The organism is Leucobacter muris (assembly GCF_004028235.1).
GTDB classification, from domain to species: domain Bacteria; phylum Actinomycetota; class Actinomycetes; order Actinomycetales; family Microbacteriaceae; genus Leucobacter; species Leucobacter muris.
The window spans coordinates 873,392-898,304 of the sequence record NZ_CP035037.1; the positions used below are offsets into that span (position 1 = coordinate 873,392).

The 24,913-nt window shown below is 68.6% G+C and carries 34 protein-coding genes and 1 pseudogene; 32 read left to right on the forward strand and 3 right to left on the reverse strand.

Annotated features, from left to right (window positions below; translation table 11 throughout):
* The first annotated feature begins 21 nt into the window (after positions 1–21).
* From rpsS to rplQ, 24 genes are all read left to right on the forward strand, one after another.
* Complete coding sequence (gene rpsS, locus Leucomu_RS04075) at positions 22–303, forward strand: 30S ribosomal protein S19 (protein ID WP_017885323.1); 282 nt, start codon at positions 22–24, stop codon at positions 301–303.
* A 25-nt stretch (positions 304–328) separates the two neighbouring features.
* Entirely contained in the window at positions 329–709 is a 381-nt protein-coding gene (gene rplV, locus Leucomu_RS04080) for a 50S ribosomal protein L22 (protein ID WP_017885322.1), read from the forward strand.
* A 4-nt stretch (positions 710–713) separates the two neighbouring features.
* Positions 714–1,472 carry a 30S ribosomal protein S3 gene (gene rpsC / locus Leucomu_RS04085; RefSeq protein ID WP_128386438.1) on the forward strand — a complete coding sequence of 253 codons (759 nt, stop codon included), beginning with the start codon at positions 714–716 and terminating at the stop codon, positions 1,470–1,472.
* A 2-nt stretch (positions 1,473–1,474) separates the two neighbouring features.
* Entirely contained in the window at positions 1,475–1,894 is a 420-nt protein-coding gene (gene rplP, locus Leucomu_RS04090) for a 50S ribosomal protein L16 (RefSeq protein WP_017885320.1), read from the forward strand.
* Positions 1,894–2,205 carry a 50S ribosomal protein L29 gene (rpmC, locus tag Leucomu_RS04095; protein WP_017885319.1) on the forward strand — a complete coding sequence of 104 codons (312 nt, stop codon included), beginning with the start codon at positions 1,894–1,896 and terminating at the stop codon, positions 2,203–2,205. The genes rplP and rpmC overlap by 1 nt, the downstream gene beginning before the upstream one ends.
* Positions 2,206–2,207: 2 nt before the next feature.
* Positions 2,208–2,480 (forward strand): 30S ribosomal protein S17, encoded by a 273-nt coding sequence (rpsQ, locus tag Leucomu_RS04100; protein ID WP_017885318.1) that lies wholly within the window; start codon positions 2,208–2,210, stop codon positions 2,478–2,480.
* A 31-nt stretch (positions 2,481–2,511) separates the two neighbouring features.
* Positions 2,512–2,880, forward strand: coding sequence for a 50S ribosomal protein L14 (rplN, locus tag Leucomu_RS04105; protein WP_017885317.1), 369 nt, complete (start codon positions 2,512–2,514; stop codon positions 2,878–2,880).
* Between the two features lie 4 nt (positions 2,881–2,884).
* Positions 2,885–3,247, forward strand: a complete 363-nt coding sequence (gene rplX / locus Leucomu_RS04110) for a 50S ribosomal protein L24 (RefSeq protein WP_017885316.1) — start codon at positions 2,885–2,887, stop codon at positions 3,245–3,247.
* Positions 3,248–3,808 carry a 50S ribosomal protein L5 gene (gene rplE / locus Leucomu_RS04115; protein WP_128386439.1) on the forward strand — a complete coding sequence of 187 codons (561 nt, stop codon included), beginning with the start codon at positions 3,248–3,250 and terminating at the stop codon, positions 3,806–3,808.
* 117 nt (positions 3,809–3,925) lie between these two features.
* Positions 3,926–4,324 (forward strand): 30S ribosomal protein S8, encoded by a 399-nt coding sequence (gene rpsH, locus Leucomu_RS04120; RefSeq protein WP_017885313.1) that lies wholly within the window; start codon positions 3,926–3,928, stop codon positions 4,322–4,324.
* A gap of 6 nt (positions 4,325–4,330) precedes the next feature.
* On the forward strand, positions 4,331–4,867 hold the full coding sequence (gene rplF, locus Leucomu_RS04125; RefSeq protein WP_017885312.1) for a 50S ribosomal protein L6: 537 nt from the start codon (positions 4,331–4,333) through the stop codon (positions 4,865–4,867).
* A gap of 3 nt (positions 4,868–4,870) precedes the next feature.
* Positions 4,871–5,245: a 50S ribosomal protein L18 gene (rplR, locus tag Leucomu_RS04130; RefSeq protein ID WP_017885311.1), complete on the forward strand. Its 375-nt coding sequence runs from the start codon at positions 4,871–4,873 to the stop codon at positions 5,243–5,245.
* A gap of 23 nt (positions 5,246–5,268) precedes the next feature.
* On the forward strand, positions 5,269–5,937 hold the full coding sequence (gene rpsE, locus Leucomu_RS04135) for a 30S ribosomal protein S5 (RefSeq protein WP_228407258.1): 669 nt from the start codon (positions 5,269–5,271) through the stop codon (positions 5,935–5,937).
* Positions 5,937–6,125, forward strand: a complete 189-nt coding sequence (gene rpmD, locus Leucomu_RS04140) for a 50S ribosomal protein L30 (protein ID WP_017885309.1) — start codon at positions 5,937–5,939, stop codon at positions 6,123–6,125. Before rpsE ends, rpmD begins: the two co-directional genes overlap by 1 nt.
* The gene (rplO, locus tag Leucomu_RS04145) at positions 6,122–6,583 is read left to right on the forward strand and encodes a 50S ribosomal protein L15 (RefSeq protein ID WP_017885308.1); all 462 of its coding nucleotides are present in this window, start codon (positions 6,122–6,124) and stop codon (positions 6,581–6,583) included. Before rpmD ends, rplO begins: the two co-directional genes overlap by 4 nt.
* A gap of 212 nt (positions 6,584–6,795) precedes the next feature.
* Positions 6,796–8,118 carry a preprotein translocase subunit SecY gene (gene secY, locus Leucomu_RS04150; protein ID WP_128386440.1) on the forward strand — a complete coding sequence of 441 codons (1,323 nt, stop codon included), beginning with the start codon at positions 6,796–6,798 and terminating at the stop codon, positions 8,116–8,118.
* Positions 8,115–8,714, forward strand: coding sequence for an adenylate kinase (locus Leucomu_RS04155; protein ID WP_017885306.1), 600 nt, complete (start codon positions 8,115–8,117; stop codon positions 8,712–8,714). The genes secY and Leucomu_RS04155 overlap by 4 nt, the downstream gene beginning before the upstream one ends.
* A 3-nt stretch (positions 8,715–8,717) precedes the next feature.
* Complete coding sequence (map, locus tag Leucomu_RS04160) at positions 8,718–9,560, forward strand: type I methionyl aminopeptidase (protein ID WP_128386441.1); 843 nt, start codon at positions 8,718–8,720, stop codon at positions 9,558–9,560.
* A gap of 176 nt (positions 9,561–9,736) precedes the next feature.
* Positions 9,737–9,958, forward strand: a complete 222-nt coding sequence (gene infA / locus Leucomu_RS04165) for a translation initiation factor IF-1 (RefSeq protein ID WP_017885304.1) — start codon at positions 9,737–9,739, stop codon at positions 9,956–9,958.
* 67 nt (positions 9,959–10,025) lie between these two features.
* Positions 10,026–10,142, forward strand: coding sequence for a 50S ribosomal protein L36 (gene rpmJ, locus Leucomu_RS04170; RefSeq protein WP_017885303.1), 117 nt, complete (start codon positions 10,026–10,028; stop codon positions 10,140–10,142).
* 228 nt (positions 10,143–10,370) lie between these two features.
* On the forward strand, positions 10,371–10,739 hold the full coding sequence (gene rpsM, locus Leucomu_RS04175; protein WP_017885302.1) for a 30S ribosomal protein S13: 369 nt from the start codon (positions 10,371–10,373) through the stop codon (positions 10,737–10,739).
* A 48-nt stretch (positions 10,740–10,787) separates the two neighbouring features.
* A complete protein-coding gene (gene rpsK, locus Leucomu_RS04180; protein WP_128386442.1) occupies positions 10,788–11,186 on the forward strand; it encodes a 30S ribosomal protein S11 in 399 nt (132 codons plus the stop codon).
* Positions 11,187–11,325: 139 nt separating this feature from the next.
* Positions 11,326–12,312 carry a DNA-directed RNA polymerase subunit alpha gene (locus tag Leucomu_RS04185; RefSeq protein ID WP_128386443.1) on the forward strand — a complete coding sequence of 329 codons (987 nt, stop codon included), beginning with the start codon at positions 11,326–11,328 and terminating at the stop codon, positions 12,310–12,312.
* Positions 12,313–12,357: 45 nt separating this feature from the next.
* Positions 12,358–12,870, forward strand: a complete 513-nt coding sequence (rplQ, locus tag Leucomu_RS04190; RefSeq protein ID WP_017885299.1) for a 50S ribosomal protein L17 — start codon at positions 12,358–12,360, stop codon at positions 12,868–12,870.
* An 85-nt stretch (positions 12,871–12,955) separates the two neighbouring features.
* Here the strand turns inward: rplQ and Leucomu_RS04195 are convergent, their stop codons facing one another.
* Entirely contained in the window at positions 12,956–14,893 is a 1,938-nt protein-coding gene (locus tag Leucomu_RS04195) for an acyltransferase family protein (RefSeq protein ID WP_128386444.1), read from the reverse strand.
* A gap of 204 nt (positions 14,894–15,097) precedes the next feature.
* On the opposite strand from Leucomu_RS04195, the gene truA reads away from it, so the two are divergent.
* From truA to Leucomu_RS04220, 5 genes are all read left to right on the forward strand, one after another.
* Complete coding sequence (gene truA / locus Leucomu_RS04200) at positions 15,098–16,009, forward strand: tRNA pseudouridine(38-40) synthase TruA (protein ID WP_017885297.1); 912 nt, start codon at positions 15,098–15,100, stop codon at positions 16,007–16,009.
* A 297-nt stretch (positions 16,010–16,306) separates the two neighbouring features.
* Positions 16,307–16,753, forward strand: coding sequence for a 50S ribosomal protein L13 (gene rplM / locus Leucomu_RS04205; protein ID WP_017885296.1), 447 nt, complete (start codon positions 16,307–16,309; stop codon positions 16,751–16,753).
* Positions 16,754–16,791: 38 nt separating this feature from the next.
* Positions 16,792–17,271: a 30S ribosomal protein S9 gene (gene rpsI / locus Leucomu_RS04210; RefSeq protein ID WP_017885295.1), complete on the forward strand. Its 480-nt coding sequence runs from the start codon at positions 16,792–16,794 to the stop codon at positions 17,269–17,271.
* 17 nt (positions 17,272–17,288) lie between these two features.
* Positions 17,289–18,638, forward strand: coding sequence for a phosphoglucosamine mutase (glmM, locus tag Leucomu_RS04215; RefSeq protein ID WP_031290369.1), 1,350 nt, complete (start codon positions 17,289–17,291; stop codon positions 18,636–18,638).
* A 175-nt stretch (positions 18,639–18,813) separates the two neighbouring features.
* Positions 18,814–19,656 carry a type IV toxin-antitoxin system AbiEi family antitoxin domain-containing protein gene (locus tag Leucomu_RS04220; RefSeq protein WP_228407260.1) on the forward strand — a complete coding sequence of 281 codons (843 nt, stop codon included), beginning with the start codon at positions 18,814–18,816 and terminating at the stop codon, positions 19,654–19,656.
* Between the two features lie 124 nt (positions 19,657–19,780).
* Here Leucomu_RS04220 and Leucomu_RS04225 read toward each other — a convergent pair whose 3' ends face one another.
* Positions 19,781–20,722: a helix-turn-helix transcriptional regulator gene (locus Leucomu_RS04225; RefSeq protein ID WP_017885293.1), complete on the reverse strand. Its 942-nt coding sequence runs from the start codon at positions 20,720–20,722 to the stop codon at positions 19,781–19,783.
* 78 nt (positions 20,723–20,800) lie between these two features.
* Here Leucomu_RS04225 and Leucomu_RS04230 point away from each other — a divergent pair, with 78 nt between their 5' ends.
* The gene (locus Leucomu_RS04230; protein ID WP_128386446.1) at positions 20,801–21,349 is read left to right on the forward strand and encodes a DinB family protein; all 549 of its coding nucleotides are present in this window, start codon (positions 20,801–20,803) and stop codon (positions 21,347–21,349) included.
* 165 nt (positions 21,350–21,514) lie between these two features.
* Here the strand turns inward: Leucomu_RS04230 and coaA are convergent, their stop codons facing one another.
* On the reverse strand, positions 21,515–22,537 hold the full coding sequence (gene coaA / locus Leucomu_RS04235; protein ID WP_017885291.1) for a type I pantothenate kinase: 1,023 nt from the start codon (positions 22,535–22,537) through the stop codon (positions 21,515–21,517).
* Positions 22,538–22,569: 32 nt separating this feature from the next.
* Here coaA and glmS point away from each other — a divergent pair, with 32 nt between their 5' ends.
* Both glmS and Leucomu_RS04245 read left to right on the forward strand, forming a co-directional pair.
* The gene (gene glmS, locus Leucomu_RS04240; protein WP_128386447.1) at positions 22,570–24,420 is read left to right on the forward strand and encodes a glutamine--fructose-6-phosphate transaminase (isomerizing); all 1,851 of its coding nucleotides are present in this window, start codon (positions 22,570–22,572) and stop codon (positions 24,418–24,420) included.
* 54 nt (positions 24,421–24,474) lie between these two features.
* A pseudogene (locus Leucomu_RS04245) lies at positions 24,475–24,825 on the forward strand (holo-ACP synthase); the annotation flags it as partial.
* Positions 24,826–24,913 lie beyond the last annotated feature (88 nt).

Here is a 24,913-nt window from a genome sequence, read left to right on the forward strand (position 1 = left end):
GCAGGTAGGAGAGAGTAGAAGATGCCTCGTAGTCTCAAGAAGGGCCCCTTCGTCGACAACCACCTGCTGCACAAGGTGGTTGCCCAGAACGAAGCCGGCACCAAGAACGTGATCAAGACCTGGTCGCGCCGCTCGATGATCATCCCGGCCATGCTCGGCCACACGATCGCGGTGCACGACGGTCGCAAGCACATCCCGGTGTTCGTCACCGAAACCATGGTGGGTCACAAGCTGGGCGAGTTCGCGCCCACCCGCACCTTCCGTGGTCACGTGAAGGACGACAAGAAGGGCCGTCGCCGCTAAGCGGTGACGTGAAGGAGGAAGAGAAATGGTGGAGTCGATCGCACGCGTGCGTCATATCCGCATCACCCCCCAGAAGGCCCGTCGCGTTGTTGACCTGATCCGCGGTAAGAACGCCCAGGAGGCCCTGGCCATCCTGAAGTTCGCCCCGCAGGCCGCCGCAGAGCCCGTGTTCAAGCTCGTCGCCTCGGCGATCGCGAACGCGCGCGTCAAGGCCGATAACGAGAACCTGCGTTTCAACGAGGACGAGCTCGTCGTGGCTCGCGCCTTCGTCGACGAGGGCGCGACGCTCAAGCGCTTCCGCCCCCGCGCACAGGGTCGCGCATTCCGCATCAACAAGCGCACGAGCCACATCACGGTCATTCTGCAGACCGCCGACGAGCTCGCGGCCGCGAAGAAGGGAGCCTAACGGTATGGGCCAGAAGATTCATCCCTACGGCTTCCGCCTCGGGGTCACCACCGACCACGTGTCGCGCTGGTTCTCGGACTCGACCAAGAAGGGTCAGCGCTACGCCGACTACCTGGCCGAGGACATCAAGATCCGCCAGCACCTGACGAAGCAGCTCGATCGCGCCGGCGTCTCGCGCGTCGAGATCGAGCGCACCCGCGACCGCGTCCGCGTGGACATCCACTCGGCGCGTCCCGGCATCGTCATCGGCCGCCGCGGCGCCGAGGCCGAGCGCATCCGCGCCGCCCTCGAGAAGCTCACCGGCAAGCAGATCCAGCTCAACATCCTCGAGGTCAAGAACCCCGAGGCCGACGCCCAGCTCGTCGCGCAGGGCATCGCCGAGCAGCTCGCCGCACGCGTGGCCTTCCGCCGCGCGATGCGCAAGGGCCTGCAGGGCGCTCAGCGCGCGGGCGCCAAGGGCATCCGCATCCAGGTCTCCGGCCGCCTCGGCGGCGCCGAGATGAGCCGTTCGGAGTTCTACCGCGAGGGTCGTGTGCCGCTGCACACGCTGCGCGCGAACATCGACTACGGCTTCTACGAGGCGAAGACCACCTTCGGCCGCATCGGCGTGAAGGTCTGGATCTACAAGGGCGATCTCACCAACAAGGAACTCGCTCGCGAGCAGGCGGCCCAGAAGCCGTCGCGCGACCGCGGCGATCGTCGCCGTGCGCCCCGTGGCGCTCAGGCCGAGGCTGCACCCGCTGCAGCAGGAGCGGAGAAGTAAGCATGCTGATTCCCCGTCGAGTCAAGTACCGCAAGCAGCACCACCCCAGCCGCAGCGGTCAGTCGAAGGGCGGCAACACGGTCGCCTTCGGCGAGTTCGGTATCCAGGCCCTCACCCCCGCGTACGTGACCAACCGTCAGATCGAGTCCGCTCGTATCGCGATGACCCGTCACATCAAGCGCGGCGGCAAGGTGTGGATCAACATCTACCCCGACCGTCCCCTCACCAAGAAGCCCGCGGAAACCCGCATGGGCTCCGGTAAGGGCTCGCCGGAGTGGTGGGTGGCCAACGTCAAGCCGGGCCGCGTGCTCTTCGAGGTCGCCGGCGTCGACGAGCAGCTCGCTCGTGAGGCGCTGACCCGCGCGATCCACAAGCTGCCGCTCAAGGCCCGTATTATCAAGCGCGAGGAGGGCGACGCGTAATGGCGATCGGTACCAAAGAACTGGCCATCACCGAACTCGATAGCTTCGAGGACGAGCGTCTGGCCGAGGAGCTCAAGAAGGCCAAGGCCGAGCTCTTCAACCTTCGTTTCCAGTCGGCCACCGGCCAGCTGGAGAGCCACGGCCGCGTACGCCAGGTGAAGCGCGACATCGCTCGCATCTACACCGTGCTGCGCGAGCGCGAGCTCGGCCTCCGGGTCACCCCGGCGGCCGCCCCTGCTCCCGCGAAGGCGAAGAAGAGCAGCAAGAAGACCGAGCAGGCGGACGCCGCCGCTGAGACGAAGGAGGCCTAAGAATGGCTGAGGTCGAGAAGGAACAGCGCGGCTACCGTAAGGCTCGCCGCGGCTACGTCGTCAGCGACAAGATGGACAAGACCATCGTCGTCGAGGTCGAGGACCGCGTGAAGCACCCGCTGTACGGCAAGGTCATGCGCCGTTCGTCGAAGGTCAAGGCCCACGACGAGCAGAACACCGCCGGCATCGGCGATCTCGTGCTCATCCACGAGACCCGTCCGCTGAGCGCCACCAAGCGCTGGCGTCTGGTCGAGATCCTCGAGAAGGCGAAGTAAGCCTCGCGCTTACTGACTGAAGGAGTAACAAGTGATTCAGCAGGAATCCCGACTCAAGGTCGCCGATAACACCGGCGCCAAGGAGTTGCTCACCATCCGTGTGCTCGGGGGCTCGAAGCGTCGTTACGCCGGTCTCGGCGACACGATCGTCGCGACCGTCAAGGACGCGATCCCCGGCGGCAACGTGAAGAAGGGCGACGTGGTCAAGGCCGTCGTCGTCCGCGCTCGCAAGTCGACCCGTCGTGCCGATGGCTCGTACATCAGCTTCGACGAGAACGCAGCCGTCATCCTCAAGGCCGACGGGGAGCCCCGCGGCACCCGTATCTTCGGGCCGGTCGGCCGTGAGCTGCGCGACAAGCGGTTCATGAAGATCGTCTCGCTCGCACCGGAGGTGATCTAGTCCTATGGGCGCAAAGATCAAGAAGGGTGACCTCGTCGAGGTCATCTCGGGCCCGTCGCAGGATCGCGGCGGCTACAAGGGCAAGCAGGGGCGCGTCATCGAGGTGCTCGCCGAAAGCGACCGCGTGGTCGTCGAGGGCGTGAACTACGTCACGAAGCACGTGCGCGTCGGCCAGTCGGATCGAGGCACCCGCGAGGGCGGCATCGAGACCGTCGAGGCCCCGATCCACGTCTCCAACGTCGCCATCGTCGATCCCGAGACGAAGAAGCCGACTCGCGTCGGGTTCCGCGTCGAGGAGGTCGAGAAGGACGGCAAGAAGAAGACCGTTCGCGTGCGCTACGCCAAGCAGTCTGGGAAGGACCTCTAAATGACTGAGACCAAGGTTCAGCCCCGTCTCAAGCAGAAGTACCGGAGCGACATCGTTCCGCAGCTGCGCGAGGAGTTCGACTACGCCAACATCATGCAGGTTCCGGGCATCGTCAAGGTGGTCGTGAACACCGGTGTCGGCGACGCGGCTCGCGACAGCAAGGTGATCGAGGGCGCCATCGCCGACCTCACCAAGATCACCGGCCAGAAGCCCATGGTGACCAAGGCCCGCAAGTCGATCGCGCAGTTCAAGCTGCGCGAGGGCCAGGCCATCGGCGCGCACGTCACCCTCCGCGGTGATCGCGCGTGGGAGTTCCTCGATCGCCTGATCAGCCTCGCACTGCCGCGAATCCGCGATTTCCGCGGCCTTTCGCCCAAGCAGTTCGACGGAAACGGCAACTACACCTTCGGATTGACCGAGCAGAGTGTGTTCCACGAGATCGATCAGGATAAGATTGATCGGGTGCGTGGTTTCGACATCACCGTCGTCACCACCGCGAAGTCCGACGACGAGGGTCGCGCGCTGCTCAAGGCGCTCGGCTTCCCCTTCAAGTCGGAATAACTGAATAGTCCAAGCGGAGAGGGTGTCCGGGAGTTTCCCGGGCACCCGATCCGTGTGTCACCCAGGTCGCACCCCGTGTAACGGTGTGTGATACCAGGCGAGAAAGAAGAGTCACTCATGACGATGACTGATCCGGTAGCAGACATGCTGACCCGGCTGCGCAACGCCAACTCTGCGCATCATGACGACGTTTCGCTCCCCGGCTCGAAGCTGAAGGAGCGGATCGCTGAGATCCTCAAGCGCGAGGGCTACATCAAGGACTGGAAGGTGGAGGCGGCTCGCGTCGGCACCACCCTCACCATGTCGCTGAAGTACGGCCCGAACCGCGAGCGCTCCATCGAGGGCATCAAGCGCGTCTCCAAGCCCGGCCTCCGGGTATACGCGCGCTCCGCCGAGATCCCGAGCGTGCTCGGCGGCCTCGGCATCGCGATCCTGTCCACCTCCTCGGGGCTCCTCACCGACCGCGAGGCCGAGCAGAAGGGCGTCGGCGGGGAAGTCCTCGCTTACGTGTGGTAAGCCGTCATGTCACGTATTGGTAAGCTTCCCATCACCGTTCCCGGTGGTGTAGACGTCAAGATCGAGGGCCAGAAGGTCACGGTCAAGGGTTCGAAGGGCGAGCTGTCGCTCGTCGTCGCCGAGCCGATCCGCGTCGCTCTCGAGGACGGCCAGGTTCTGGTCACCCGTCCCGACGACGAGCGCGACTCCCGAGCGCTGCACGGTCTCACCCGCACGCTCATCAACAACAACATCATCGGTGTCACCGAGGGCTACTCCAAGCAGCTCGAGGTCGTGGGCACGGGCTACCGCGTGCAGCAGAAGGGCACGGGCCTCGAGCTCGCCCTCGGCTTCTCGCACCCGGTCAACGTCGATGCTCCCGAGGGCATCTCGCTCGCAGTCGAGGGCAACACGAAGATCACCGTGAGCGGCATCTCGAAGCAGGCGGTCGGCGAGGCCGCCGCCAACATCCGCAAGCTGAAGAAGCCGGAGCCCTACAAGGGCAAGGGCATTCGCTACGCGGGCGAGAACGTCCGCCGCAAGGCAGGAAAGGCTGGTAAGTAACCCATGGCCGCTTCAGTATCTCGGGCTAAGGGTCGTACGGCTGCTCGTATCCGCCGCCACACCCGCCTGCGCAAGAAGATCGTCGGCACCGAGGCGCGTCCCCGCCTCGTCGTGAACCGTTCGGCGCGCCATATCTTCGTCCAGATCGTCGACGACTCGAAGGGCGTCACCGTCGCTTCGGCTTCGACGATGGAGGCCGATCTGCGCTCGTTCGACGGTGACAAGACCGCCAAGGCGCGCAAGGTCGGCGAACTCGTCGCCGAACGCGCCAAGAACGCCGGTGTCGAGGCTGTCGTCTTCGACCGCGGCGGCAGCAAGTACGCAGGCCGTGTCGCCGCGATCGCCGATGGCGCTCGCGAAGGGGGGCTGGCGCTGTGAGCAACGAAACGAAGGAGCAGGAAGTGTCTGCTGAGACTCAGGCCGCCGAGGCCCCGGCTCAGGATCACCGCAACGAGCCCCGCGAGCAGCGTCGCGGCAGCCGTGATCGCGGGACCCGTGGCGAGCGCGGCGGACGCGACCGCAACGAGAGCCAGTTCCTCGAGCGCGTCGTCACCATCAACCGCGTCTCGAAGGTCGTCAAGGGCGGCCGTCGCTTCAGCTTCACCGCGCTCGTCGTGGTGGGCGATGGCAACGGCACCGTCGGCGTCGGCTACGGCAAGGCGAAGGAGGTGCCCCTCGCCATCTCCAAGGGTGTCGAGGAGGCCAAGAAGAACTTCTTCCGCGTGCCCCGCGTCGGCAGCACCATCCCGCACCCCGTGCAGGGCGAGGCCGCTGCCGGTGTCGTGCTGCTGCGCCCGGCCGCTGCCGGTACCGGTGTCATCGCCGGTGGCCCGGTTCGCGCCGTGCTCGAGTGCGCCGGCATCCACGATGTGCTGAGCAAGTCGCTCGGCTCGTCGAACACCCTGAACATCGTGCACGCGACCGTCGAGGCGCTGCAGCAGCTCGAGGAGCCCCGCTCCGTCGCAGCCCGCCGCGGTCTCGACTTCGACCGCGTCGCCCCGGCCCGCATCGTGCGCGCCGAGGCGAAGGCCGCGGCCGACGCTGCCGCGAAGGCAAAGGCAGGTGCGTAATGGCGAAGAGCCTGAAGATTACGCAGACGAAGTCCGTTATCAGTGAGAAGCAGAACCAGCGCAACACCCTGCGCAGCCTCGGCCTCAAGAAGATCGGCCAGTCGGTCGTTCGTGAGGACACCCAGGCGAACCGCGGCTACGTGCGCGCTGTCGCTCACCTTGTAGAGGTTGAGGAGATCGACGCATGAGCGAGAACAACGAGGAGCGCGAGCAGGTGCTCAAGGCGCACCACCTCCGTCCGGCTCCCGGCTCCAAGAAGGCCAAGACCCGCGTGGGTCGCGGCGAGGGGTCGAAGGGCAAGACGGCAGGCCGCGGTACCAAGGGCACCAAGGCTCGCTACCAGGTGAAGGCCGGCTTCGAGGGCGGGCAGATGCCGCTGCACATGCGCACCCCGAAGCTGCGCGGGTTCAAGAACCCGTTCCGCACCGAGTACCAGGTGGTCAACGTCGCCAAGCTCGCAGAGCTCTACCCGCAGGGTGGCGACGTGACCGTCGACGATCTCGTCGCCAAGGGCGCCGTGCGCAAGAACCAGCCCGTCAAGGTGCTGGGCGACGGCGACCTGCAGGTGAAGCTCACCGTCTCGGTCGACAAGGTCTCCGGCTCGGCAGAGCAGAAGATCGTCGCCGCCGGCGGAGAGATCAAGTAAGGGTCCGTCAGGACTCGAACACTCGGGTATGACTCGGGTAGCGGGGGCGCGGCGGAGTCGGCACACGTGCTGCTCCGCCCACCCCCGCTTTATCTTTTGAGGGATCCCGCTCGGCGGGTCCCCGTTTTTCACGCCCCAACCGACATGTAGGCTGGTGCAATCGGTTCTCGTCGTCAGGCGAAGGCCCTCACGACGTTCCCAGGAGGCAGATTTTGTTCAGCGCCATCGGACGGATCTTTCGGACTCCCGATCTGCGACGGAAGATCGTCTTCACGCTCGCGATCGTGTCGCTGTTCCGACTCGGTTCATTCATCCCGGCACCGTTCGTCGACTTCAACAACGTCCAGGCCTGCCTGGCGGCGAACGCGAACAGCACCTCCGGCCTCTACGACATGATCAACCTGTTCAGCGGCGGCGCGCTGCTGCAGCTGTCGATCTTCGCGCTGGGCATCATGCCCTACATCACGGCCTCCATCATCACGCAGCTGCTGCGCGTGGTGATCCCGCACTTCGAGGCGCTGCATAAGGAGGGCCAGGCCGGCCAGGCCAAGCTCACCCAGTACATGCGCTACCTCACCATCGCGCTCGCCGTGCTGCAGTCGACGACCCTCATCACGGTCGCGCGCTCCGGCCAGCTCTTCGGCGCCGTCTCCAACCAGGCCTGCCAGAACCTCGTCTCGCAGGAGTGGTGGGCGATCCTCATCATGATCATCACGATGACCGCCGGCACCGGCCTCATCATGTGGTTCGGCGAGCTCATCACCGAGCGCGGCATCGGCAACGGCATGTCGCTGCTCATCTTCACCTCGATCGCCGCGACCTTCCCGAGCGCCATGTGGATGATCAAGGAGTCGAAGGGTTGGGAAGTGTTCTTCCTGGTGCTCGCCGTCGGCCTCGTCGTCGTGGCGGCCGTGGTGTTCGTCGAACAGTCGCAGCGCCGCATCCCGGTACAGTACGCCAAGCGGGTCGTGGGCCGCCGCACCCACGGGGGCAGCAGCACCTACATCCCGATCAAGGTCAACATGGCGGGCGTGATCCCGGTCATCTTCGCCTCCGCGATCCTGTACCTGCCGATGCTGCTCACCCAGTTCAACCAGCCCCAGATCGGCGAGGAGCCGAAGGCCTGGGTCGTGTGGATCCAGAACAACCTGGTCTACGGCGACCAGCCGATCTACATGCTCGTCTTCTTCCTGCTCACCATCGGCTTCACCTTCTTCTACGTGCAGATCACGTTCAACCCCGAAGAGGTCGCCGACAACATGAAGCAGTACGGCGGGTTCATCCCCGGCATCCGCGCCGGCCGACCCACCGCCGAGTACCTCAACTACGTGCTCACCCGCATCACCAGCGCCGGCTCGCTCTACCTGGGCGTCATCGCGCTGATCCCGCTCATCGCGCTCGCATTCTTCGGAGCCAACCAGAACTTCCCGTTCGGCGGCGCTTCGATCCTCATCATCGTGGGTGTCGGCCTCGAGACCGTCAAGCAGATCGACGCCCAGCTGCAGCAGCGCCACTACGAAGGGCTCCTCAAGTGACCGACACCCAGACCACCCGCCTGCTCATCATCGGCCCCCCCGGAGCCGGCAAGGGCACCCAGGCCGCCGCGATCGCGGAGCGCTACGGCGTGCCCGCCATCTCGACGGGCGACATCTTCCGAGCCAACATCAAGGGCGGCACCGAGCTCGGCAAGCGCGTGCAGGCGATCATCGAGAAGGGCGAGCTCGTGCCCGACTCGCTCACCAACGAGATCGTGCAGGATCGCCTCGCGCAGCCCGATGCGGCGGCGGGCTTCCTGCTCGACGGCTACCCCCGCACCGTCGACCAGGTGCACGCTCTCGACGGCATGCTCGAGGGCTCGTCGCTCGACGCGGTCGTGCTGCTCGAGGCCGACGTCGACGCCGTGGTCGCCCGCCTGCTCAAGCGCGCCGAGATCGAGGGCCGCGCCGATGACACCGAAGACGTGATCCGTCACCGTCAGCAGGTCTACGCGCAGCAGACGGCCCCGCTCATCGAACTGTTCTCCGAGCGAGGCATCCTCGTCACCGTCGACGGGCTCGGCACCGTCGAGGAGGTCGCGGCCCGCATCGCCGAGGGCCTCGAGTCGAAGCTCGCCGCACCGGTGGAGAGCTAAACCGTGGCCCGTCGGGGGATCCTGCGCCGCTCCATCTACAAGTCGCCGGCCCAGCTGCGCTTGATGGTCGTGCCGGGCCTCGCGACCGGCGCCGCCCTCGCGGCCATGCGCGACGCGGTGCGCGCGGGGATCACCCCGCTCGAGCTCGACGCGATCGCGGAGGACGCGATCCGCTCGCGCGGGGGAGCCCCCAACTTCATGCTCGAGCCCGGCTACCGCCACACCATCTGCGCCAACGTCAACGAGCACGTCGTGCACGGCATCCCCACCGACCGCCCCCTCGAGCCCGGCGATATCGTCGCGCTCGACGCCGGCGCGGTCGTGCAGGGCTGGAACGGCGACGCCGCGATCACCGCGGTGATCCCGGATCCCGCCCGCCCCGAGCACACCGCCGCTCTCGAGAAGCTCAGCGAGGTCACCGAGGCCGCCATGTGGCGCGGCATCGCCCGGCTCGCGTCGGCCGCCCACCTCAACGAGGTGGGCGAGGCGGTCTCCGGCTACGTGCGCTCGCACAGCGACTTCGGCGTGCTCGAGGACTATATCGGCCACGGCATCGGCCGCAGCATGCACGAGGATCCACCGGTCTTCAACGTTCCCGTGAAACGGCGCGGCCCCGAGGTGAAGCCGGGGCTCGTCGTGGCGATCGAGCCCATCATCTCGGCGGGCGGCATCGACACCGTCGTCGAGGACGACGACTGGACCGTGACCATGGCCGACGGATCGATGAGCGCCCAGTGGGAGCACACCGTGGCCGTGCACGACCGGGGCATCTGGGTGCTGACCGCCGAGGACGGCGGTGCCAGCGGCCTCGTACCCCTCGGGATCACGCCCGTCCCCATCCCGTAACCCGCCCGGCGTGTCGTAAACCCCGGGTTTACAAATGCGCCACGCCCGGGTACGCTTGATCTTTGGTGCTTTGCGCCTGTTTTTGCGTTCCCGGTTGCCGTCACGGCTCGGGCCCGCGAGACGGACGAGGGGCATTCGCAAGACCAGCACACACCTACGCAAGCGATAGTGAGGCTATGGCGAAGAAAGACGGCGTCATCGAGATCGAGGGACAGGTTGTCGAGGCTCTGCCGAACGCGATGTTCCGCGTCGAGCTGACCAATGGACACAAGGTACTCGCCCACATCTCGGGAAAGATGCGCCAGCACTACATCCGCATTCTCCCCGAGGATCGCGTGATCGTGGAGCTGACGCCCTACGATCTGACCCGCGGCCGCATCGTCTACCGCTACAAGTAGGTCGCTGGAAAGTAACGGCTCGCGGCGCCCCGCGAGTACGAGGACAGCGAACCATTAAGGAAACATCATGAAGGTCAAGCCCAGCGTCAAGCCGATCTGCGATCACTGCAAGGTCATTCGTCGTCACGGCCGCGTCATGGTGATCTGCAAGAGCAACCCGCGCCACAAGCAGCGTCAGGGCTAAGCAGATCGTCATTCCGCGCGAGCGGGGCGAGCCGCGGGATCCGATCCGGATTCGGCAGCCGCTCCAGGGTCGCGGAACGACAGCAACACAACTCAACAACTGATCCAGCGCATCGAAGAACCCGCACCGACCCGGCACCGAGCCGGGAGAGGCGCGGGGGACACCTCGGGGCGGAGGCCCGAACCCCCGATGCGCACCAAACCTCCACGATCCGCAAGGAGAGCCAACATGGCACGTCTCGCAGGAGTCGACATCCCGCGCGATAAGCGCGTCGAGATCGCACTCACCTACATCTACGGCGTCGGCCGCACCAGCGCGCTGAAGACCCTCGCCGACACCGGCATCGACGGCAACATCCGCGTCAAGGACCTCACCGACGACCAGCTCGTCGCGCTCCGCGACTACATCGAAGGCAACTTCAAGGTCGAGGGCGACCTCCGCCGCGAGGTCGCCGCCGACATCCGCCGCAAGGTCGAGATCGGCAGCTACCAGGGTCTCCGTCATCGCAAGGGCCTGCCCGTGCACGGTCAGCGCACCAAGACGAACGCTCGCACCCGCAAGGGCCCGAAGCGCACCGTCGCCGGCAAGAAGAAGTAACCGCCGGTTCACTGACCGAACACACAGAGCTTTTCAGGAGAACACTCAATGGCTGCACCCAAGACCGCGGCTCGTAAGCCGCGTCGCAAGGACAAGAAGAACGTCGTCGTGGGCCAGGCCCACATCAAGTCGACGTTCAACAACACGATCGTCTCGATCACCGACACCACCGGTGCCGTGATCAGCTGGGCCTCCTCGGGCGGCGTGGGCTTCAAGGGCTCGCGCAAGTCGACCCCGTTCGCCGCGCAGCTCGCCGCGGAGTCGGCCGCGCGCAAGGCGCAGGAGCACGGCATGAAGAGGGTCGACGTCTTCGTGAAGGGTCCGGGCTCGGGCCGCGAGACCGCGATCCGCTCGCTTCAGGCCGCCGGCCTCGAGGTCGGGTCGATCACCGACGTCACGCCGCAGACGCACAACGGCTGCCGGCCGCCGAAGCGTCGTCGCGTCTGAGCCTATAGTCGCGCCGCGTTCGCGCGGCGCGACTGTCGCCCTTCGGGGCGACGGCCCAGGACGCACCCCCGTTGACCTGGGCTCCTTTCAACATCACGCATGAGTCATATAGCGGACTCCAGCGAAAGGACCACACACCGTGCTCATTGCACAGCGACCCACTCTGACTGAAGAATCGATCTCCGAGTACCGTTCGCGCTTCGCCATCGAGCCGCTCGAGCCCGGCTTCGGCTACACGCTCGGCAACTCGCTGCGCCGCACCCTGCTCTCCTCGATCCCGGGCGCCGCGGTCACCAGCGTGCGCTTCGAGGGCGTCGCCCACGAGTTCACGACGATCCCCGGCGTGACCGAGGACGTCACCGAGATCATCCTCAACATCAAGGATCTCGTCGTCTCGAGTGAGCACGACGAGCCGATCACCGCCTACCTGCGCAAGACGGGTGCGGGCGAGGTGACCGCCGCCGACATCTCCGCTCCCGCGGGCGTCGAGGTGCACAACCCCGAGCTCGTGATCGCGACCCTCAGCGACACCGCGCAGTTCGAGCTCGAGCTCACCATCGAGCGCGGCCGCGGCTACGTGTCGGCCGCTCAGAACCGCAACGAGGACGCCGAGGTCGGCCGGATCCCGGTCGACTCGATCTACTCGCCGGTGCTCAAGGTCACCTACCGCGTGGAGGCCACGCGCGCCGGTGAGCGCACCGACTTCGATCGCCTCGTCGTCGACGTCGAGACCAAGCCCGCCATCAGCCCCCGCGACGCGATCGCGTCGGCCGGCTCCACGCTGGTCGAGCTCTTCGGTCTGGCCCGCGAGCTCAACACCGCGGCCGAGGGCGTCGAGATCGGCCCCGCGCCGGTCGAGGTCGTCGCCGAGGGCGAGCTCTCGATCCCGATCGAGGATCTGGACTTCTCGGTGCGCAGCTACAACTGCCTGAAGCGCGAGGGCATCAACACGGTGAGCGAGCTCGTTGCGCTCTCCGAGGCGCAGCTGATGAACATCCGCAACTTCGGCCAGAAGTCCGTTTTCGAGGTGCGCGACAAGCTCACCGAGATGGGCCTCTCGCTGAAGGACGGCGTGCCCGGCTTCGACGGTGCGCAGTTCTACAGCTACGAAGACGACAACAACTAACGATCCGGCACTGCTCGCCTGATCGCATACTTACTGGAGTAAACAATGCCCAAGCCCAACAAGGGCCCCCGCCTCGGAGGCGGCCCCGCACACGAGCGCCTCATGCTGAACCAGATGGCTGCGCAGCTCTTCGAGCACAAGCGCATCCAGACCACGGAGACCAAGGCCAAGCGCCTGCAGCCCGTGGCCGAGCGCCTCGTGACCTTCGCCAAGCGCGGTGACCTGCACGCCCGCCGTCGCGTGATGCGTCAGATCCTCGACAAGAGCGTCGTGCACGAGCTCTTCACCGAGATCGCTCCGCTCGTCGAGAACCGCGAGGGCGGCTACACCCGCATCGTCAAGACCGGTTTCCGCAAGGGCGACAACGCTCCCCTCGCGGTGATCGAGCTCGTGCTCGAGCCCGTCAGCCCGAAGCCCAAGGCGAAGAAGGCCGCGGCCGAGCAGCCGAAGGCCGAGGAGGTCGTCGAGACCCCCGCCGAGGAGACCGAGGTCGTCGAGGAGGCCCCCGCCGAGGAGACCGCCGAGACCGAGGCTCCCGCCGAGGAGAAGGCCGAGTAAGGCACTCGCGCTCGCACTGCTGAAGCGCCCCGCGATCCGCTGAGGATCGCGGGGCGCTTCGCTGTCTGCGGGACGGGAAGAGCCCTCAGCGGCGGGGGAGCCCGAAGCCGATGCCCTCGCCGGGGCTCTGCAGCTCTTCGAGCGCGCGCTGCACGGAGCCCGCGTAGATCTCGCCGCCGCTCGGGTTCGGGTGGATGTCGTCGCCCGCGAGCGCGTCGGGCACGCCGGTGACGGAACCCGTCCAGTCGGCGACCACGACTCCGCGATGCGCCGCGGCGTAGTCGGTGAGCAGCTGGTTGACGCCGGGGATCCAGTCGCGATCGGCGTGCGCGTTGACCAGCACGACGGGCCTCGTGCCGGCGCTCGCGCGGATCGTGTCGAGGTCTTCGGCCTGCACGGGGCCGTTCGTGCCGAGCCCGACGACGAGCACGCCGCGCAGCGAGCCCTGCGACGAGAGGCCGGTGACGATCTCGGCACCCGTTCCCATGCCCCGCGACACGGCCGCGTCGATCGAGATGCCCGGGTAGGCGGCCTCGAGCTCGGGCAGGCTCGCGAGCATCACCGAGTCTCCCACGGCGACGAGGTCGCGGCCGTCGGGCGAGAGGGGCGCCGGCTCCGCGGACTGCTCCTTCGCCCCGCCGCCCGAGCCCTTCCCCGGAGCCGGGTTCTCGGTCTTCCCGGTTTCCGAGGCGCCCTCCGAGCGCTCGCCTCGGCCGCTGCGCCCCTCGTCGGCCTGCTGCGCGGCGCGGCTGTGCTCGAGAGCCTCCTGGCCGCGCGCGATCGCCTCGGCTGCGGAGCTCTGCTGCGGCGCCGTCACGATCGCGACGACCGCCGCGGGTGCGGCCACGGCCACCACGGCCGCCAAACCGATCGCGACGAACCGCCGTCGAGGCGTGTGATCGCCCACGCGCACGAGCATGCGCAGCGATCGGCGCAGCCCGAAGCGGCGCACGGGCTGCTCCACGAAGCGGTAGGAGAGTGCGGCCGCGAGGACGGTCGCGGCCAGGGCGAGCGGAGCCACGAGCCACTCGAGGTCGGGCCCCAGGGCGCCCGCGCAGATGAGCAGCAGCGGCCAGTGCCACAGGTAGATGCCGTAGGAGCGCTCGCCCACCCACCGCAGCGGGGGCGCATCGAGCGCACGGCCGATCCACGCCCCCGGCCGGGTCACCGCCCACACGACGAGCAGCGCAGCCGCCGTCGCGAGCTGGAAGCCCCACTGGAAGCTGGCGGGGCTGCCCTCGGAGAGCGTCGCGGCCAGCCAACCGAGCACGGCCAGCCCGGCGAGCGCCGCCGCGGCCGCGGCGAGCTGGCGCAGCGGGCCCGGATTCAGCACCTCTGAGGCCTCGGGCCGGTGCAGCACGGCGGCCATCGCGGCTCCCAGCAGCAGGCCGAAGGTGTGACTATCGGAGCCGAAGTAGATGCGGGTCGGATCGACGCCGGCCCGCGACAGCTCGAACATCAGCGCCGCGGATGCGAGACCGAGGGCGGCGAGCGGGATCGCGCGGGACGGGCGCGAGCGCAGCCTGACGAGCAGCAGTACGACGAGCGGCAGCACGATGTAGAACTGCTCCTCGATGGCGAGCGACCACATGTTGCGGAAGAGCTCCGGGGTGTCCCGCGCGAAGTAGTCCGCTCCGTTCGCGATGAAGACCCAGTTGCTCACGAAGAACGCGGCGCCCGCGATCTGCTGCCCGATCCCGACCAGCAGATCGCCGCCGACCGGCAGCGCGAGCGCGGTGCTCACGAGCAGCACGAGACCGAGGGCCGGCAGCAGCCTGCGGGCGCGTCGGCGCCAGAACGCGCCGAGACGGATGCGCCCGCCGAGCTCGTACTCGCGCAGCAGCAGCGAGGTGATGAGAAAGCCGCTCATCACGAAGAACACGTCGACGCCGAGGAAACCGCCCGGCAGCAGGGGCGGGAAGAGGTGGTAGCAGAGCACCAGGCCGACAGCGATGGCACGCAGCCCGTCGAGACCGCCGAATCGGACGGTTCGCGGGGCGGGTCTGGTCTGAGGCTGGGGCATGGGGGTCCTTCGGCGGCGCGGGTGCGCGCGCATCCGACCATTCTACGCGGCGGGCCCGGGAGCGAACCCGTGGCTTCGGCCGAGCGGACCGGCCCGGACCGGGGCGGCTCAGGGCCGAGCGGGCGGGTCGGGGCGGGCGGATCAGCCGTCGGCCGTCGGCCCGGCCTGAACGGGGCCCGGATGGGCGTCTGGCAGGATCGAGGCGTGACCATCGATCCCGAACCCCGTGCGGCCCTCACCAGGGTGCGCCTCGACCTCGCCTACGACGGCACCGAGTTCTCGGGGTGGGCGGCGCAGCCGGGGCTGCGCACCGTGCAGGGCGAGCTCGAGGAGGCGATCGCCGTGCTGCTGCGCACCGGCGCCGGTGCTCGAGTGCGGCTCACGGTCGGCGGTCGCACCGACGCCGGCGTGCACGCCCGCGGTCAGGTCGCGCACCTCGACGTCACGCACGAGCAGCTCGCCAAGTGGAGCGCGCGCCGCGGACCCGATGCGCGGCGCGACGCCGCCGCCGAGTCGGCCACCCGCGCGCGCAAGCTGAACGGCGTGCTGCAGCGCGGCGCCCCCGACATCGCGATCCACTCGGCCAGGATCGTGCCCGCCGCGTTCGACGCCCGCTTCTCGGCGCTGCGCCGACGCTACGAATACCGGTTGCGGGGTGAGGGAATGCGCCGAGATCCCCTGACCGCGCGGTTCACCGCCGAGGTGCCGAAGCCCCTCGACCTCGCCGCGATGCAGCGCGCCAGCGATGAGCTGCTCGGTCTCAACGACTTCACCACCTTCTGCAAGGCCCGCGAGGGAGCCACCGCCGTGCGCGACCTGCTCTGCTTCGAGTGGCGCGAGACCGAGGACGCCGCCTACGCCGCCCGCATCGAGGCCGACGCCTTCTGCCACTCGATGGTGCGCGCGCTCGTAGGCGCGATCGTCGCCGTGGGCAGCGGGCGGATCGGCGAGGACGAGCTCCTGGCGCTGCGCGACGCCCGCGAGCGGTCGAGCCGCTTCACCGTGATGCCCGCACACGGGCTCTCGCTCGAGGAGATCGCCTATCCCGCCGACGACGAACTCGCGCTGCGCGCCGAGCAGACGCGGGCGCGTCGGGATCCGCTCGACGCGGGCTGAGGCGGTACCGGACCGGAACGCGGGATCGGCGCCGGCGGCGGCGTGCGGTCCGGATCGGCGGCGGCGCTGAGCCGCGGCCGGTGCTCGCCGGAGTGCTCGGGCCGAGCGCCCTCGGATCCCGCAGTCCCGGATCCCGAACCGCGGCCCCTCGGCCCATCGGCCAAGCTGTGCTAAAGTAGATCTTTGGTGCGCAAGCACCCGATTTGTTGAGCCCTCCAACGCTCGCGCACCCGCAGGGGACCGGGCAACGGAGCGGGATCCACGAACACCTCCAATTCGACAGAAAGCAGCACGATAGTGACTCGCACGTATTCGCCGAAGGCCGCTGAGCAGAAGCACGACTGGCTCGTCATCGACGCCACCGATGTGGTGCTCGGCCGCCTCGCCTCGCACGCCGCAGCCCTGCTCCGCGGCAAGCACAAGCCGACGTTCGCCCCCCACATGGACATGGGCGACTACGTCGTCATCATCAACGCCGACAAGGTCGTCCTGACCGCCAACAAGGCGGCCAAGAAGAAGGCCTACCGCCACTCGGGCTACCCGGGCGGTCTGCGTTCGATCAGCTACACCGAGCTGCTCGAGAAGAACCCCGAGCGCGCCGTCGAGAAGGCCATCCGCGGCATGCTGCCGAAGAACTCCCTCGGCGCCGACCAGTTCCGCAAGCTGAAGGTCTACGCGGGCGCAGAGCACCCGCACGCGGCGCAGCAGCCCACCCCCTACACCTTCGGCCAGGTCGCGCAGTAACCGCGGCGCCGACGAGACATTCAGAGAGAGACTGCACAGTGACTGAAGAGCAGACCGTGGCCCCCGAGAGCTACACCACCGAGACGCCCGCCTCGCAGGCCACCGCCTCGACCCCCCGCCCCGCGCTCACCGTTCCCGGTGCCGCCGTGGGCCGCCGCAAGCAGGCCATCGCCCGCGTGCGCCTCGTGCCCGGCTCGGGCAAGATGACCGTCAACGGCCGTGAGCTCGACGAGTACTTCCCGAACAAGCTGCACCAGCAGCTCATCACCGACCCCTTCACCGTGCTCGAGCTCGGTGGCTCGTACGACGTGATCGCCCGCATCGTCGGCGGCGGGCCCTCCGGCCAGGCCGGCGCCCTGCGTCTCGCGATCGCCCGCGCGCTGAACGAGATCGACGCCGAGCACAACCGCCCGACGCTCAAGAAGGCCGGCTTCCTGAGCCGCGACGCCCGCATCAAGGAGCGCAAGAAGGCCGGCCTCAAGAAGGCCCGCAAGGCGCCTCAGTACTCGAAGCGCTAAGCCGGGAGCACCCTCGCATGGGACGCCTCTTTGGCACCGACGGGGTTCGTGGTCTGGCCGGGGTCGATGTGACCGCCGAGCTGGCCATGAACCTCGCTCACGCAGCGGCTCTCGTTCTCGGGCGTTCAGCCCGGGGCGAGAGCCGTCGCGCTGTCGCCGTCGTCGCGCGCGATCCGCGCGTCTCCGGTGAGTTCATCGCCGCCGCCGTCTCCGCCGGCCTCGCCGCGGCCGGCGTCGACGTGCTCGACGCCGGCGTGATCCCGACCCCCGCCGCCGCCTACCTCGTGGCCGACACGGGCGCCGACTTCGGGGTGATGGTCTCGGCCTCGCACAACCCGGCCCCCGACAACGGCATCAAGTTCTTCGCCGAGGGGGGCCGCAAGCTCGCCGACGACATCGAAGACGAGATCCAGGCCGCCATGGGCGGGCCCGCGATCGCGGTCACCGGCCGTGAGGTGGGACGCATCCGCCGCTTCGCCGACGCCGAGGACCGCTACCTCGTGCACCTGCTCGGCACGCTGGAGGGCGTGCGACTGAAGGGCCTGCACGTCGTGCTCGACTGCGCGCACGGCGCGGCCGCCGGCATCTCGCCCGACGTCTTCACCGACGCCGGCGCGAAGGTCACGGTGATCGGCAACGATCCCGACGGCTTCAACATCAACGACGGCGTGGGATCCACGCACCTCGAACCGCTCATCGCGGCCGTGCGCGAGCACGGGGCCGACCTCGGCATCGCCCACGACGGCGACGCCGACCGCTGCCTCGCCGTGGACGGCTCGGGAGAGGTCGTCGACGGCGACAAGATCATGGCGATCCTCGCGCTCTCCATGTCGGGCCGCGGCAGACTCGAGCGCAACACGCTGGTCGCCACCGTGATGTCGAACCTCGGCCTGAAGCTCGCGATGGCCGACAACGGCATCGACGTGGTCGAGACCGGCGTGGGCGACCGCTACGTGCTCGAGGCCATCAACGAGCACGGCTACTCGCTGGGAGGCGAGCAGTCGGGCCACGTCATCATGAGCGACTACGCGACCACCGGAGACGGCATCCTCACCGGCCTGCACCTCGCAGCCGAGGTGGTGCGCAGCGGCAAGCCACTCGCCGAGCTCGCGCGGTGCATGACGGTGTACCCCCAGGTGCTCGTGAACGTGCGCGGCGTCGACCGCTCGGGCGTCGCCGGCGACGAACTGCTGCAGCAGGCCGTGCACCAGGCCGAGATCGCGCTGGGCGGCAAGGGGCGGGTGCTGCTGCGCCCCTCCGGCACCGAGCCCGTGGTGCGTGTGATGGTCGAGGCCGAGCACGAGGATCAGGCGCAGCGCCTGGCCGACGACCTGGCGGCCATCGTGAAGGATCGCCTGGCGGTCTGAGCGGCTGGCCTTGCCGGCTGGTCTGCGGTATGAGATCTGCCGTGGATATGGTGGTTTCCTTCGGAAACTCCATATCCACGGCAGTTTCCATATCTGCGCACCTCGCTCACAGGCGGCAGTTTCACCCCCGGTGAGGCCGGTTCTCCACAGATTCGTGGTTCCGGACCTTCGGTGGGTGAGCATCGTCCAGGCTGAGGCCATGCTTCGAGAGATCCTCGCCTCCCACGATGGCGTCATGCGCACCCGCACCCTCCTCGAGAGCGGGGTGAGCAAGCATCGTGTGGCCTGCGCCGTGTCGGCCGGTCGCCTGCTGAGGATCAGGCGCGGCTGGGTGGCCTCGCCCCAAGCCGATCCCGCTCTGGTCTTCGCCGCTCGCTCCGGGCTGATGCTCAGCTGCCTCACCCAGGCCCGCCGGCTCGGGATCTGGGTGCGAGAGGCGGATCCGGGGCACTTCGCCGTGCCGCGACCGGGGGCCGAGGTCAGGCCCGATGGAGCCAGGTTGCACTACGGGAAGCCGCTGATCCCGCGTGACCCCTTCACTCTCGTGGATCGCGTCGAGAACGTGCTCGGCATCATCGCGCACTGCCAGCCGCGCGAGGACGCCGTAGCGGCCTGGGACTCGGCATTGAACCGCAACCTCGTGGACCGCGCCGCGCTGGAACGGCTGCCGCTCGACGGCACCGCGCGGACGGTGCTCGCGCAGACCACCCCCTTCGCGGACTCCGGGCTCGAATCGTACGTACGGCTGCGGCTGCGCTGGCTCCGGCTGAGGATCGTCTGGCAGCCCTGGTTGTACGGGCACCGCGTCGACTTCCTCATCGGCGAACGGCTGGTGCTGCAGATCGACGGCTCCCATCACGCGGGCCGGCAGCGCACGAGCGACATCAGCCACGATGCCGTGCTGCGGCTGCGCGGCTACTCGGTGCTCCGCGTCGGATACGAACAGGTGATGTTCCGCTGGCCCGAGGTGCAGACGCTCGTCATGGAAGCCGTCGCCCAGGGCCTGCACCTGGCGTGACCGGATCGGACTGCGACCGGCGATATGGGATCTGCCGTGAATATGGAGAATCCGGGCGGGGGCGGCATATCTTCGGCGGATCCCAGATCGACGGCAGGTGCCGTACCGTCGGTCGAGGGGCGGATCACCCGGCGAGGCGACCCGCCCAGTCGCGCAGCAGGGCGGCGAACTCCGGCGGCTCGGTCGAGATCACCCGCGCCCCGGAGAGGCCCACCACGAAGACCGCCCAGTCGAACGACGAGGCCTCCACCTCGATCCGGCAGCGATCCCCGAGGGCCATCACCGTCGCCCACCGGCCGACGTGTGGGCGCACTTCGACGGCCGGCCGATCCAGTTCCGCGACGACGGTCACCTCGGATCGCCCGTGCACGCCGGCTCGCACGAAGGCCGCGGGATCCGCATCCCCCGGCAGTCGGCGCTGCCTGAAGCGCTCACCCGTGCCGGCCACCTCGCTCATGCGGTCGAGACGGAAGCTGCGCCAGTCGCCGCGGCCCAGGTCGTAGCCCACGAGGTACCAGCGCCGGGCGAGCATGACGAGGCGGTGCGGCTCGACCCGGCGAGACGTCTCTGCGCCCTCGGCGGAAGTGTAGCCGAAGACGATGCGCTCGTCGTCTCGGCACGCGCGCGCCACCGCGACCAGCGTGCCCGGGTCGATGGTGCTCGACCACGGCGACTCGGCGCTGACCGTCGCCGCGCGCAGCGCCTCGACACGGCCGTGCAGGCGGGCCGGCAGCACGGGCACCACCTTCGCGAGCGCCCGGGCCGAGGTCTCGGCGGTGTCGGCGATCGGAGACTGCGAAGAGAGCAGGAGACCGACGACCACGGCCACGGCTTCGGCGTCGTCGAGCATCAGCGGCGGCAGCGAAGCGCCGGGATCGAGCCGGTAGCCGCCGCCCACGCCGGGGTCGGCGCGCACCGGATAGCCCAGCTCTCTGAGGCGGTCGACGTCCCGACGCAGGGTGCGCAGCGAGACTCCGAGGCGGGAGGCGAGATCCGCACCGGCCCAGAAGCCCCGCTCCTGCAGCAGTGCGAGCAGACTCAGCGCCCGAGATCCGGTGCCTGCCATGTGCACTCCTATCAGGGACAGAAACTGACCGCTATTGCTTCTAGCGTAGGTGATACACCCCGTCGAAAGGACCAGACTATGCACAGCACCGACACGTCTCCCGCGCCGCTCCACGGCGAGCGCGCCGACCTGCTCGCGAGCCTCGCCCACGCGCGCTTCTTCCTGCGGCACACCTCCCGCGGCCTCACCACCGAGCAGGCCGCCCTGCAGCCCACGGCGAGCACGCTCTCGATCGGGGGCCTCATCAAGCACGTGTCGGCGGTCGAGCAGGGCTGGGCCCGGTTCATCCACGGCGGAGCGGAAGCGATGACGCAGGGCCAGAAGCCGTTCTCCGAGTGGACCGTTGAGGACTTCGCCGAGCGCGAGAGGGAGTTCCAGTTGCAGCCAGGCGAGACGCTGGAGGGCGTGCTCGCCGCCTACGAGGAGGTCGCCAGCGAGGTCGACGGGCTCGTGCGATCCGAGCCGTCCCTCGACACGGCATACGAGCTGCCGAAGGCGCCCTGGAACACCGACGTGGCGTGGTCGATCCGCCGTGCGCTGCTGCACATCGTCGCGGAGACCGCGCAGCACGCCGGGCACGCCGACATCATCCGAGAGTCGATCGACGGGGCGCAGAGCATGGCCTAAGGGCGGGCTGCTGTGGATATGGGATCTGCCGTGGATATGGAGAATCCGGCCGATAGCGGCATGTCGACGGCAGATCCCATATCGAAGGGAAATGAGGATGTGAGGGCCGGGAAGTGCTGGGGAGGACGCGGGGAGGTGAAGGGCGGAGGACGGAAGGCCGGATCCCTACAGCTTGCGCAGCAGCACCTTCTGCACGCGGTGATCCGACTCCTTGCGCAGCACCAGCGTGGCGCGCGCCCGCGTCGGCCGGATGTTCTCGACCAGGTTCGGCTCGTTGATGTTGTTCCAGAACTCGTCGGCGATCGCGCTCGCGGCCTCGTCGTTCAGGGTGGCGAAGCGGCGGAAGTGCGAGCGGGGGTTCGAGAAGGCGCTCTCGCGCAGGTGCAGGAAGCGATTGCGGTACCAGCGCTGGATGTCGGAGACCCGGGCATCGACGTAGACCGAGAAGTCGAAGAGGTCGCTCACCGCGAGCGGGTGCTGCATCGAAGCGGGCTGCAGCACGTTGAGGCCCTCGACGATGAGGATGTCGGGCTGCCGCACGATCGTGAACTCGTCGGGCACGATATCGTACACGAGGTGGCTGTAGACGGGCGCGCGCACCTCTTCGACGCCGGCCTTCACCTGCGAGACGAAGCGCAGCAGCGCGCGCCGGTCGTACGACTCGGGAAAGCCCTTGCGGTGCACGATGCCGCGGCGCTCGAGCTCGCGGGTGGGGTAGAGGAAGCCGTCGGTGGTGACGAGCTGCACGCTCGGGGTCTCGGGCCAGCGCGCCAGCAGATCCCGCAGGATGCGGGCCACCGTCGACTTGCCGACCGCCACGGAGCCCGCGATGCCGATCACGAAGGGGCTCTGGCGCTCGCCGTTGCGCTGCAGGAAACCGCGGGTGCGCTGGTGCATCTCGCGGGTCGCGATCGCGTACTGGTTGATGAGCCGGCTCAGCGGCCGATACACCTCGGACACCTCGGCGAGGTCGAGCGGCTCGCCGAGACCGCGGAAGGAGTCGACCTCCTCCTCCGTGAGCGGCATCGGCGTCTCGCCGGCCAGCCGTGCCCACTCGGCGCGGTCGATCTCGGTGAACGGCGACGTGAACTCGGGGCGCATGAGCGCCTGGGTGTCGGTGCTCACATCTGCGGGTTCCCGCGGGGCTTCTTCGACACGCGCAGGGTCGGGGGTGCTGTACTCGGCCATTGTTCATCCATCGTGCCACTAAACTTGGGCTCATGTGTGGAATCGTCGGATATGTCGGCCCCAACGATACGGTTGAGGCGCTCATCACTGGTCTGCGGCGTCTCGAGTACCGCGGCTACGACTCCGCGGGCATCGCGGTGATCGATGAGGGCGGCGAGATCGCCGTCCGCAAGCGCTCCGGCAAGCTGGCGCGCCTCGAAGAGCTGCTCGAGGTCAATCCCGTGCAGGCGGCCGGCACGGGCATCGGACACACCCGCTGGGCGACCCACGGCGGCCCGACCGACGCGAACGCCCACCCCCACCTGGGCGACGGCGGCAAGCTCGCGCTCATCCACAACGGCATCGTCGAGAACTTCGCTGAGCTGCGCTCCGAGCTCGAGGCCGACGGCCTCGAGCTGATCAGCGAGACCGACACCGAGGTCGTCGCCGCGCTCGTCGGCCGCGAGGTGGCGCGCCATGGCGACCTCGAGACCGCCTTCCGCACAGTGGTCGCGCGACTCAGCGGCACCTTCACCCTGCTCGCCATGCACCGCGACGAGCCCGGCAAGGTGGTCGCCGCGCGTCACCACTCGCCGCTCGTGGTCGGCATCGGCGAGGGCGAGAACTTCCTCGGCTCCGATGTCGCGGCCTTCGTCTCCTCGACCCGGCGCGCCGTCGCGGTCGACGAGGACAACATCGCGATCATCACCCCCGAAGAGGTGCGCATCACCGACTTCGCCGGCAACCCGGTCGAGTTCTCGGAGTACGAGGTGCAGTGGGACGCCGAGGCCGCCGACAAGGGCGGCTGGTCGTCGTTCATGGCGAAGGAGATCAACGAGCAGCCCGACGCGGTCGAGAACACCGTGCGCGGCCGCATCTCCGAGACCGGCGTCGAGATCCCCGAGCTCACCGAGCTGGGCGACGAGCGCCTGCGCGGCATCGAGCGCATCATCATCATCGCATGCGGCACGGCCTCGTACGCCGGCCAGGTCGCGGCCTACGCGATCGAGCAGTGGGCCCGCATCCCCGTCGAGGTGCAGCTGAGCCACGAGTTCCGCTACCGCGATCCCGTGCTCTCGGATCGCACGATGGTCATCTCGGTGAGCCAGTCGGGCGAGACGATGGACACCCTCATGGCCGTGAAGTATGCGATCGAGCGCGGCGTGACCACCGTCTCGGTGTGCAACACGCAGAGCGCCACCATCCCGCGCGAGTCCGACGCGGCCGTGTACACGCACGCCGGCCCCGAGGTCGCCGTCGCCTCGACCAAGGCCTTCATCGCCCAGATCACGGCGCTGTATCTCATCGGCCTGCACCTGGGCCGCGTGCGCGGCACCCTCTCGGACGAGGTCTCGGCGCAGGCCGTGGCGCAGTTCGAAGAGCTGCCCGCCAAGGTGCGCGAGGCGGTCGACACTCACGAGCAGATCGCGCAGCTGGCGCACTGGATGGCCGACACGCGCTCCGTGCTGTTCCTCGGCCGCCACGTGGGCTTCCCGGTCGCGCTCGAGGGCGCGCTGAAGCTCAAGGAGATCGCATACATCCACGCCGAGGGCTTCGCCGCGGGCGAGCTGAAGCACGGCCCGATCGCGCTCATCGACCACGGGCAGCCGGTGTTCGTGCTCGTGCCGAGCCCGCGCACCTCGCCGCTCATGCACTCGAAGGTCGTGTCGAACATCCAGGAGATCCGGGCGCGCGGCGCGCGGGTGATCGCGGTGGTCGAGAAGGGCGACACCGCGGTGCTGCCGTTCGCCGACGACGTGATCCGCCTGCCGCTCGCAGACGCGTTCTTCGAACCGCTGCTGCAGGTCGTGCCGCTGCAGTGGTTCGCGCTGGAGCTCTCGACGGTGAAGGGCCTGGACGTCGACCAGCCTCGCAACCTCGCGAAGTCGGTGACGGTCGAGTAGACCCGTCGCTCGACCGCACGAAGCAAGTCGGAACCGTCGGAGACCAGGGGCTGCATGATTCGGGGGATCGGCGTCGACACCGTCGACATCTCGCGGTTCGGGCGTCAGCTCGAACGCACCCCGACGCTGCGAGCGCGGCTGTTCGCGCCCGGTGAGCGGGATCTGCCCCTCGCCTCGCTCGCCGCCCGCTTCGCGGCGAAGGAGGCGCTCATCAAGGCCCTCGGCGGGTCGGGGCGGCTCGGCTGGCACGATCTCGAGGTGGTGCGCGACGAGGATCGAGCGCCGTCGTTCGCGCCGACGCCCGCGCTGGCGGCCGCGCTCGCGGAGCGGGGGGCGGATCGCGCGCACCTGTCGATGACGCACGACGCCGGCGTCGCGACGGCCTTCGTGATCGTCGAGTCGGCAGGGGCGGCAGCGGCATCGGAGGGCCCCGCGAGCGCCCGGGGCGCCGCGATGCCGGAGGCTCGGAGTACGCTCGCATCATCGCCGCAGC

Coding starts and splice junctions, on each gene's coding strand:
- rplQ (WP_017885299.1), top strand. CDS start 12,358: ATGCCCAAGCCCAACAAGGGCCCCCGCCTCGGAGGCGGCCCCGCACAC.
- rpsK (WP_128386442.1), top strand. CDS start 10,788: ATGGCTGCACCCAAGACCGCGGCTCGTAAGCCGCGTCGCAAGGACAAG.
- rplX (WP_017885316.1), top strand. CDS start 2,885: ATGGGCGCAAAGATCAAGAAGGGTGACCTCGTCGAGGTCATCTCGGGC.
- rpmC (WP_017885319.1), top strand. CDS start 1,894: ATGGCGATCGGTACCAAAGAACTGGCCATCACCGAACTCGATAGCTTC.
- rpsQ (WP_017885318.1), top strand. CDS start 2,208: ATGGCTGAGGTCGAGAAGGAACAGCGCGGCTACCGTAAGGCTCGCCGC.
- Leucomu_RS04195 (WP_128386444.1), bottom strand. CDS start 14,893: ATGCCCCAGCCTCAGACCAGACCCGCCCCGCGAACCGTCCGATTCGGC.
- rpmD (WP_017885309.1), top strand. CDS start 5,937: ATGGCGAAGAGCCTGAAGATTACGCAGACGAAGTCCGTTATCAGTGAG.
- glmM (WP_031290369.1), top strand. CDS start 17,289: ATGGGACGCCTCTTTGGCACCGACGGGGTTCGTGGTCTGGCCGGGGTC.
- rplV (WP_017885322.1), top strand. CDS start 329: ATGGTGGAGTCGATCGCACGCGTGCGTCATATCCGCATCACCCCCCAG.
- Leucomu_RS04225 (WP_017885293.1), bottom strand. CDS start 20,722: ATGGCAGGCACCGGATCTCGGGCGCTGAGTCTGCTCGCACTGCTGCAG.
- rpsS (WP_017885323.1), top strand. CDS start 22: ATGCCTCGTAGTCTCAAGAAGGGCCCCTTCGTCGACAACCACCTGCTG.
- rplR (WP_017885311.1), top strand. CDS start 4,871: ATGGCCGCTTCAGTATCTCGGGCTAAGGGTCGTACGGCTGCTCGTATC.
- rplE (WP_128386439.1), top strand. CDS start 3,248: ATGACTGAGACCAAGGTTCAGCCCCGTCTCAAGCAGAAGTACCGGAGC.
- Leucomu_RS04230 (WP_128386446.1), top strand. CDS start 20,801: ATGCACAGCACCGACACGTCTCCCGCGCCGCTCCACGGCGAGCGCGCC.
- glmS (WP_128386447.1), top strand. CDS start 22,570: ATGTGTGGAATCGTCGGATATGTCGGCCCCAACGATACGGTTGAGGCG.
- rplP (WP_017885320.1), top strand. CDS start 1,475: ATGCTGATTCCCCGTCGAGTCAAGTACCGCAAGCAGCACCACCCCAGC.
- rpsM (WP_017885302.1), top strand. CDS start 10,371: ATGGCACGTCTCGCAGGAGTCGACATCCCGCGCGATAAGCGCGTCGAG.
- infA (WP_017885304.1), top strand. CDS start 9,737: ATGGCGAAGAAAGACGGCGTCATCGAGATCGAGGGACAGGTTGTCGAG.
- rpsC (WP_128386438.1), top strand. CDS start 714: ATGGGCCAGAAGATTCATCCCTACGGCTTCCGCCTCGGGGTCACCACC.
- rpsH (WP_017885313.1), top strand. CDS start 3,926: ATGACGATGACTGATCCGGTAGCAGACATGCTGACCCGGCTGCGCAAC.
- rplO (WP_017885308.1), top strand. CDS start 6,122: ATGAGCGAGAACAACGAGGAGCGCGAGCAGGTGCTCAAGGCGCACCAC.
- coaA (WP_017885291.1), bottom strand. CDS start 22,537: ATGGCCGAGTACAGCACCCCCGACCCTGCGCGTGTCGAAGAAGCCCCG.
- rplF (WP_017885312.1), top strand. CDS start 4,331: ATGTCACGTATTGGTAAGCTTCCCATCACCGTTCCCGGTGGTGTAGAC.
- rpmJ (WP_017885303.1), top strand. CDS start 10,026: ATGAAGGTCAAGCCCAGCGTCAAGCCGATCTGCGATCACTGCAAGGTC.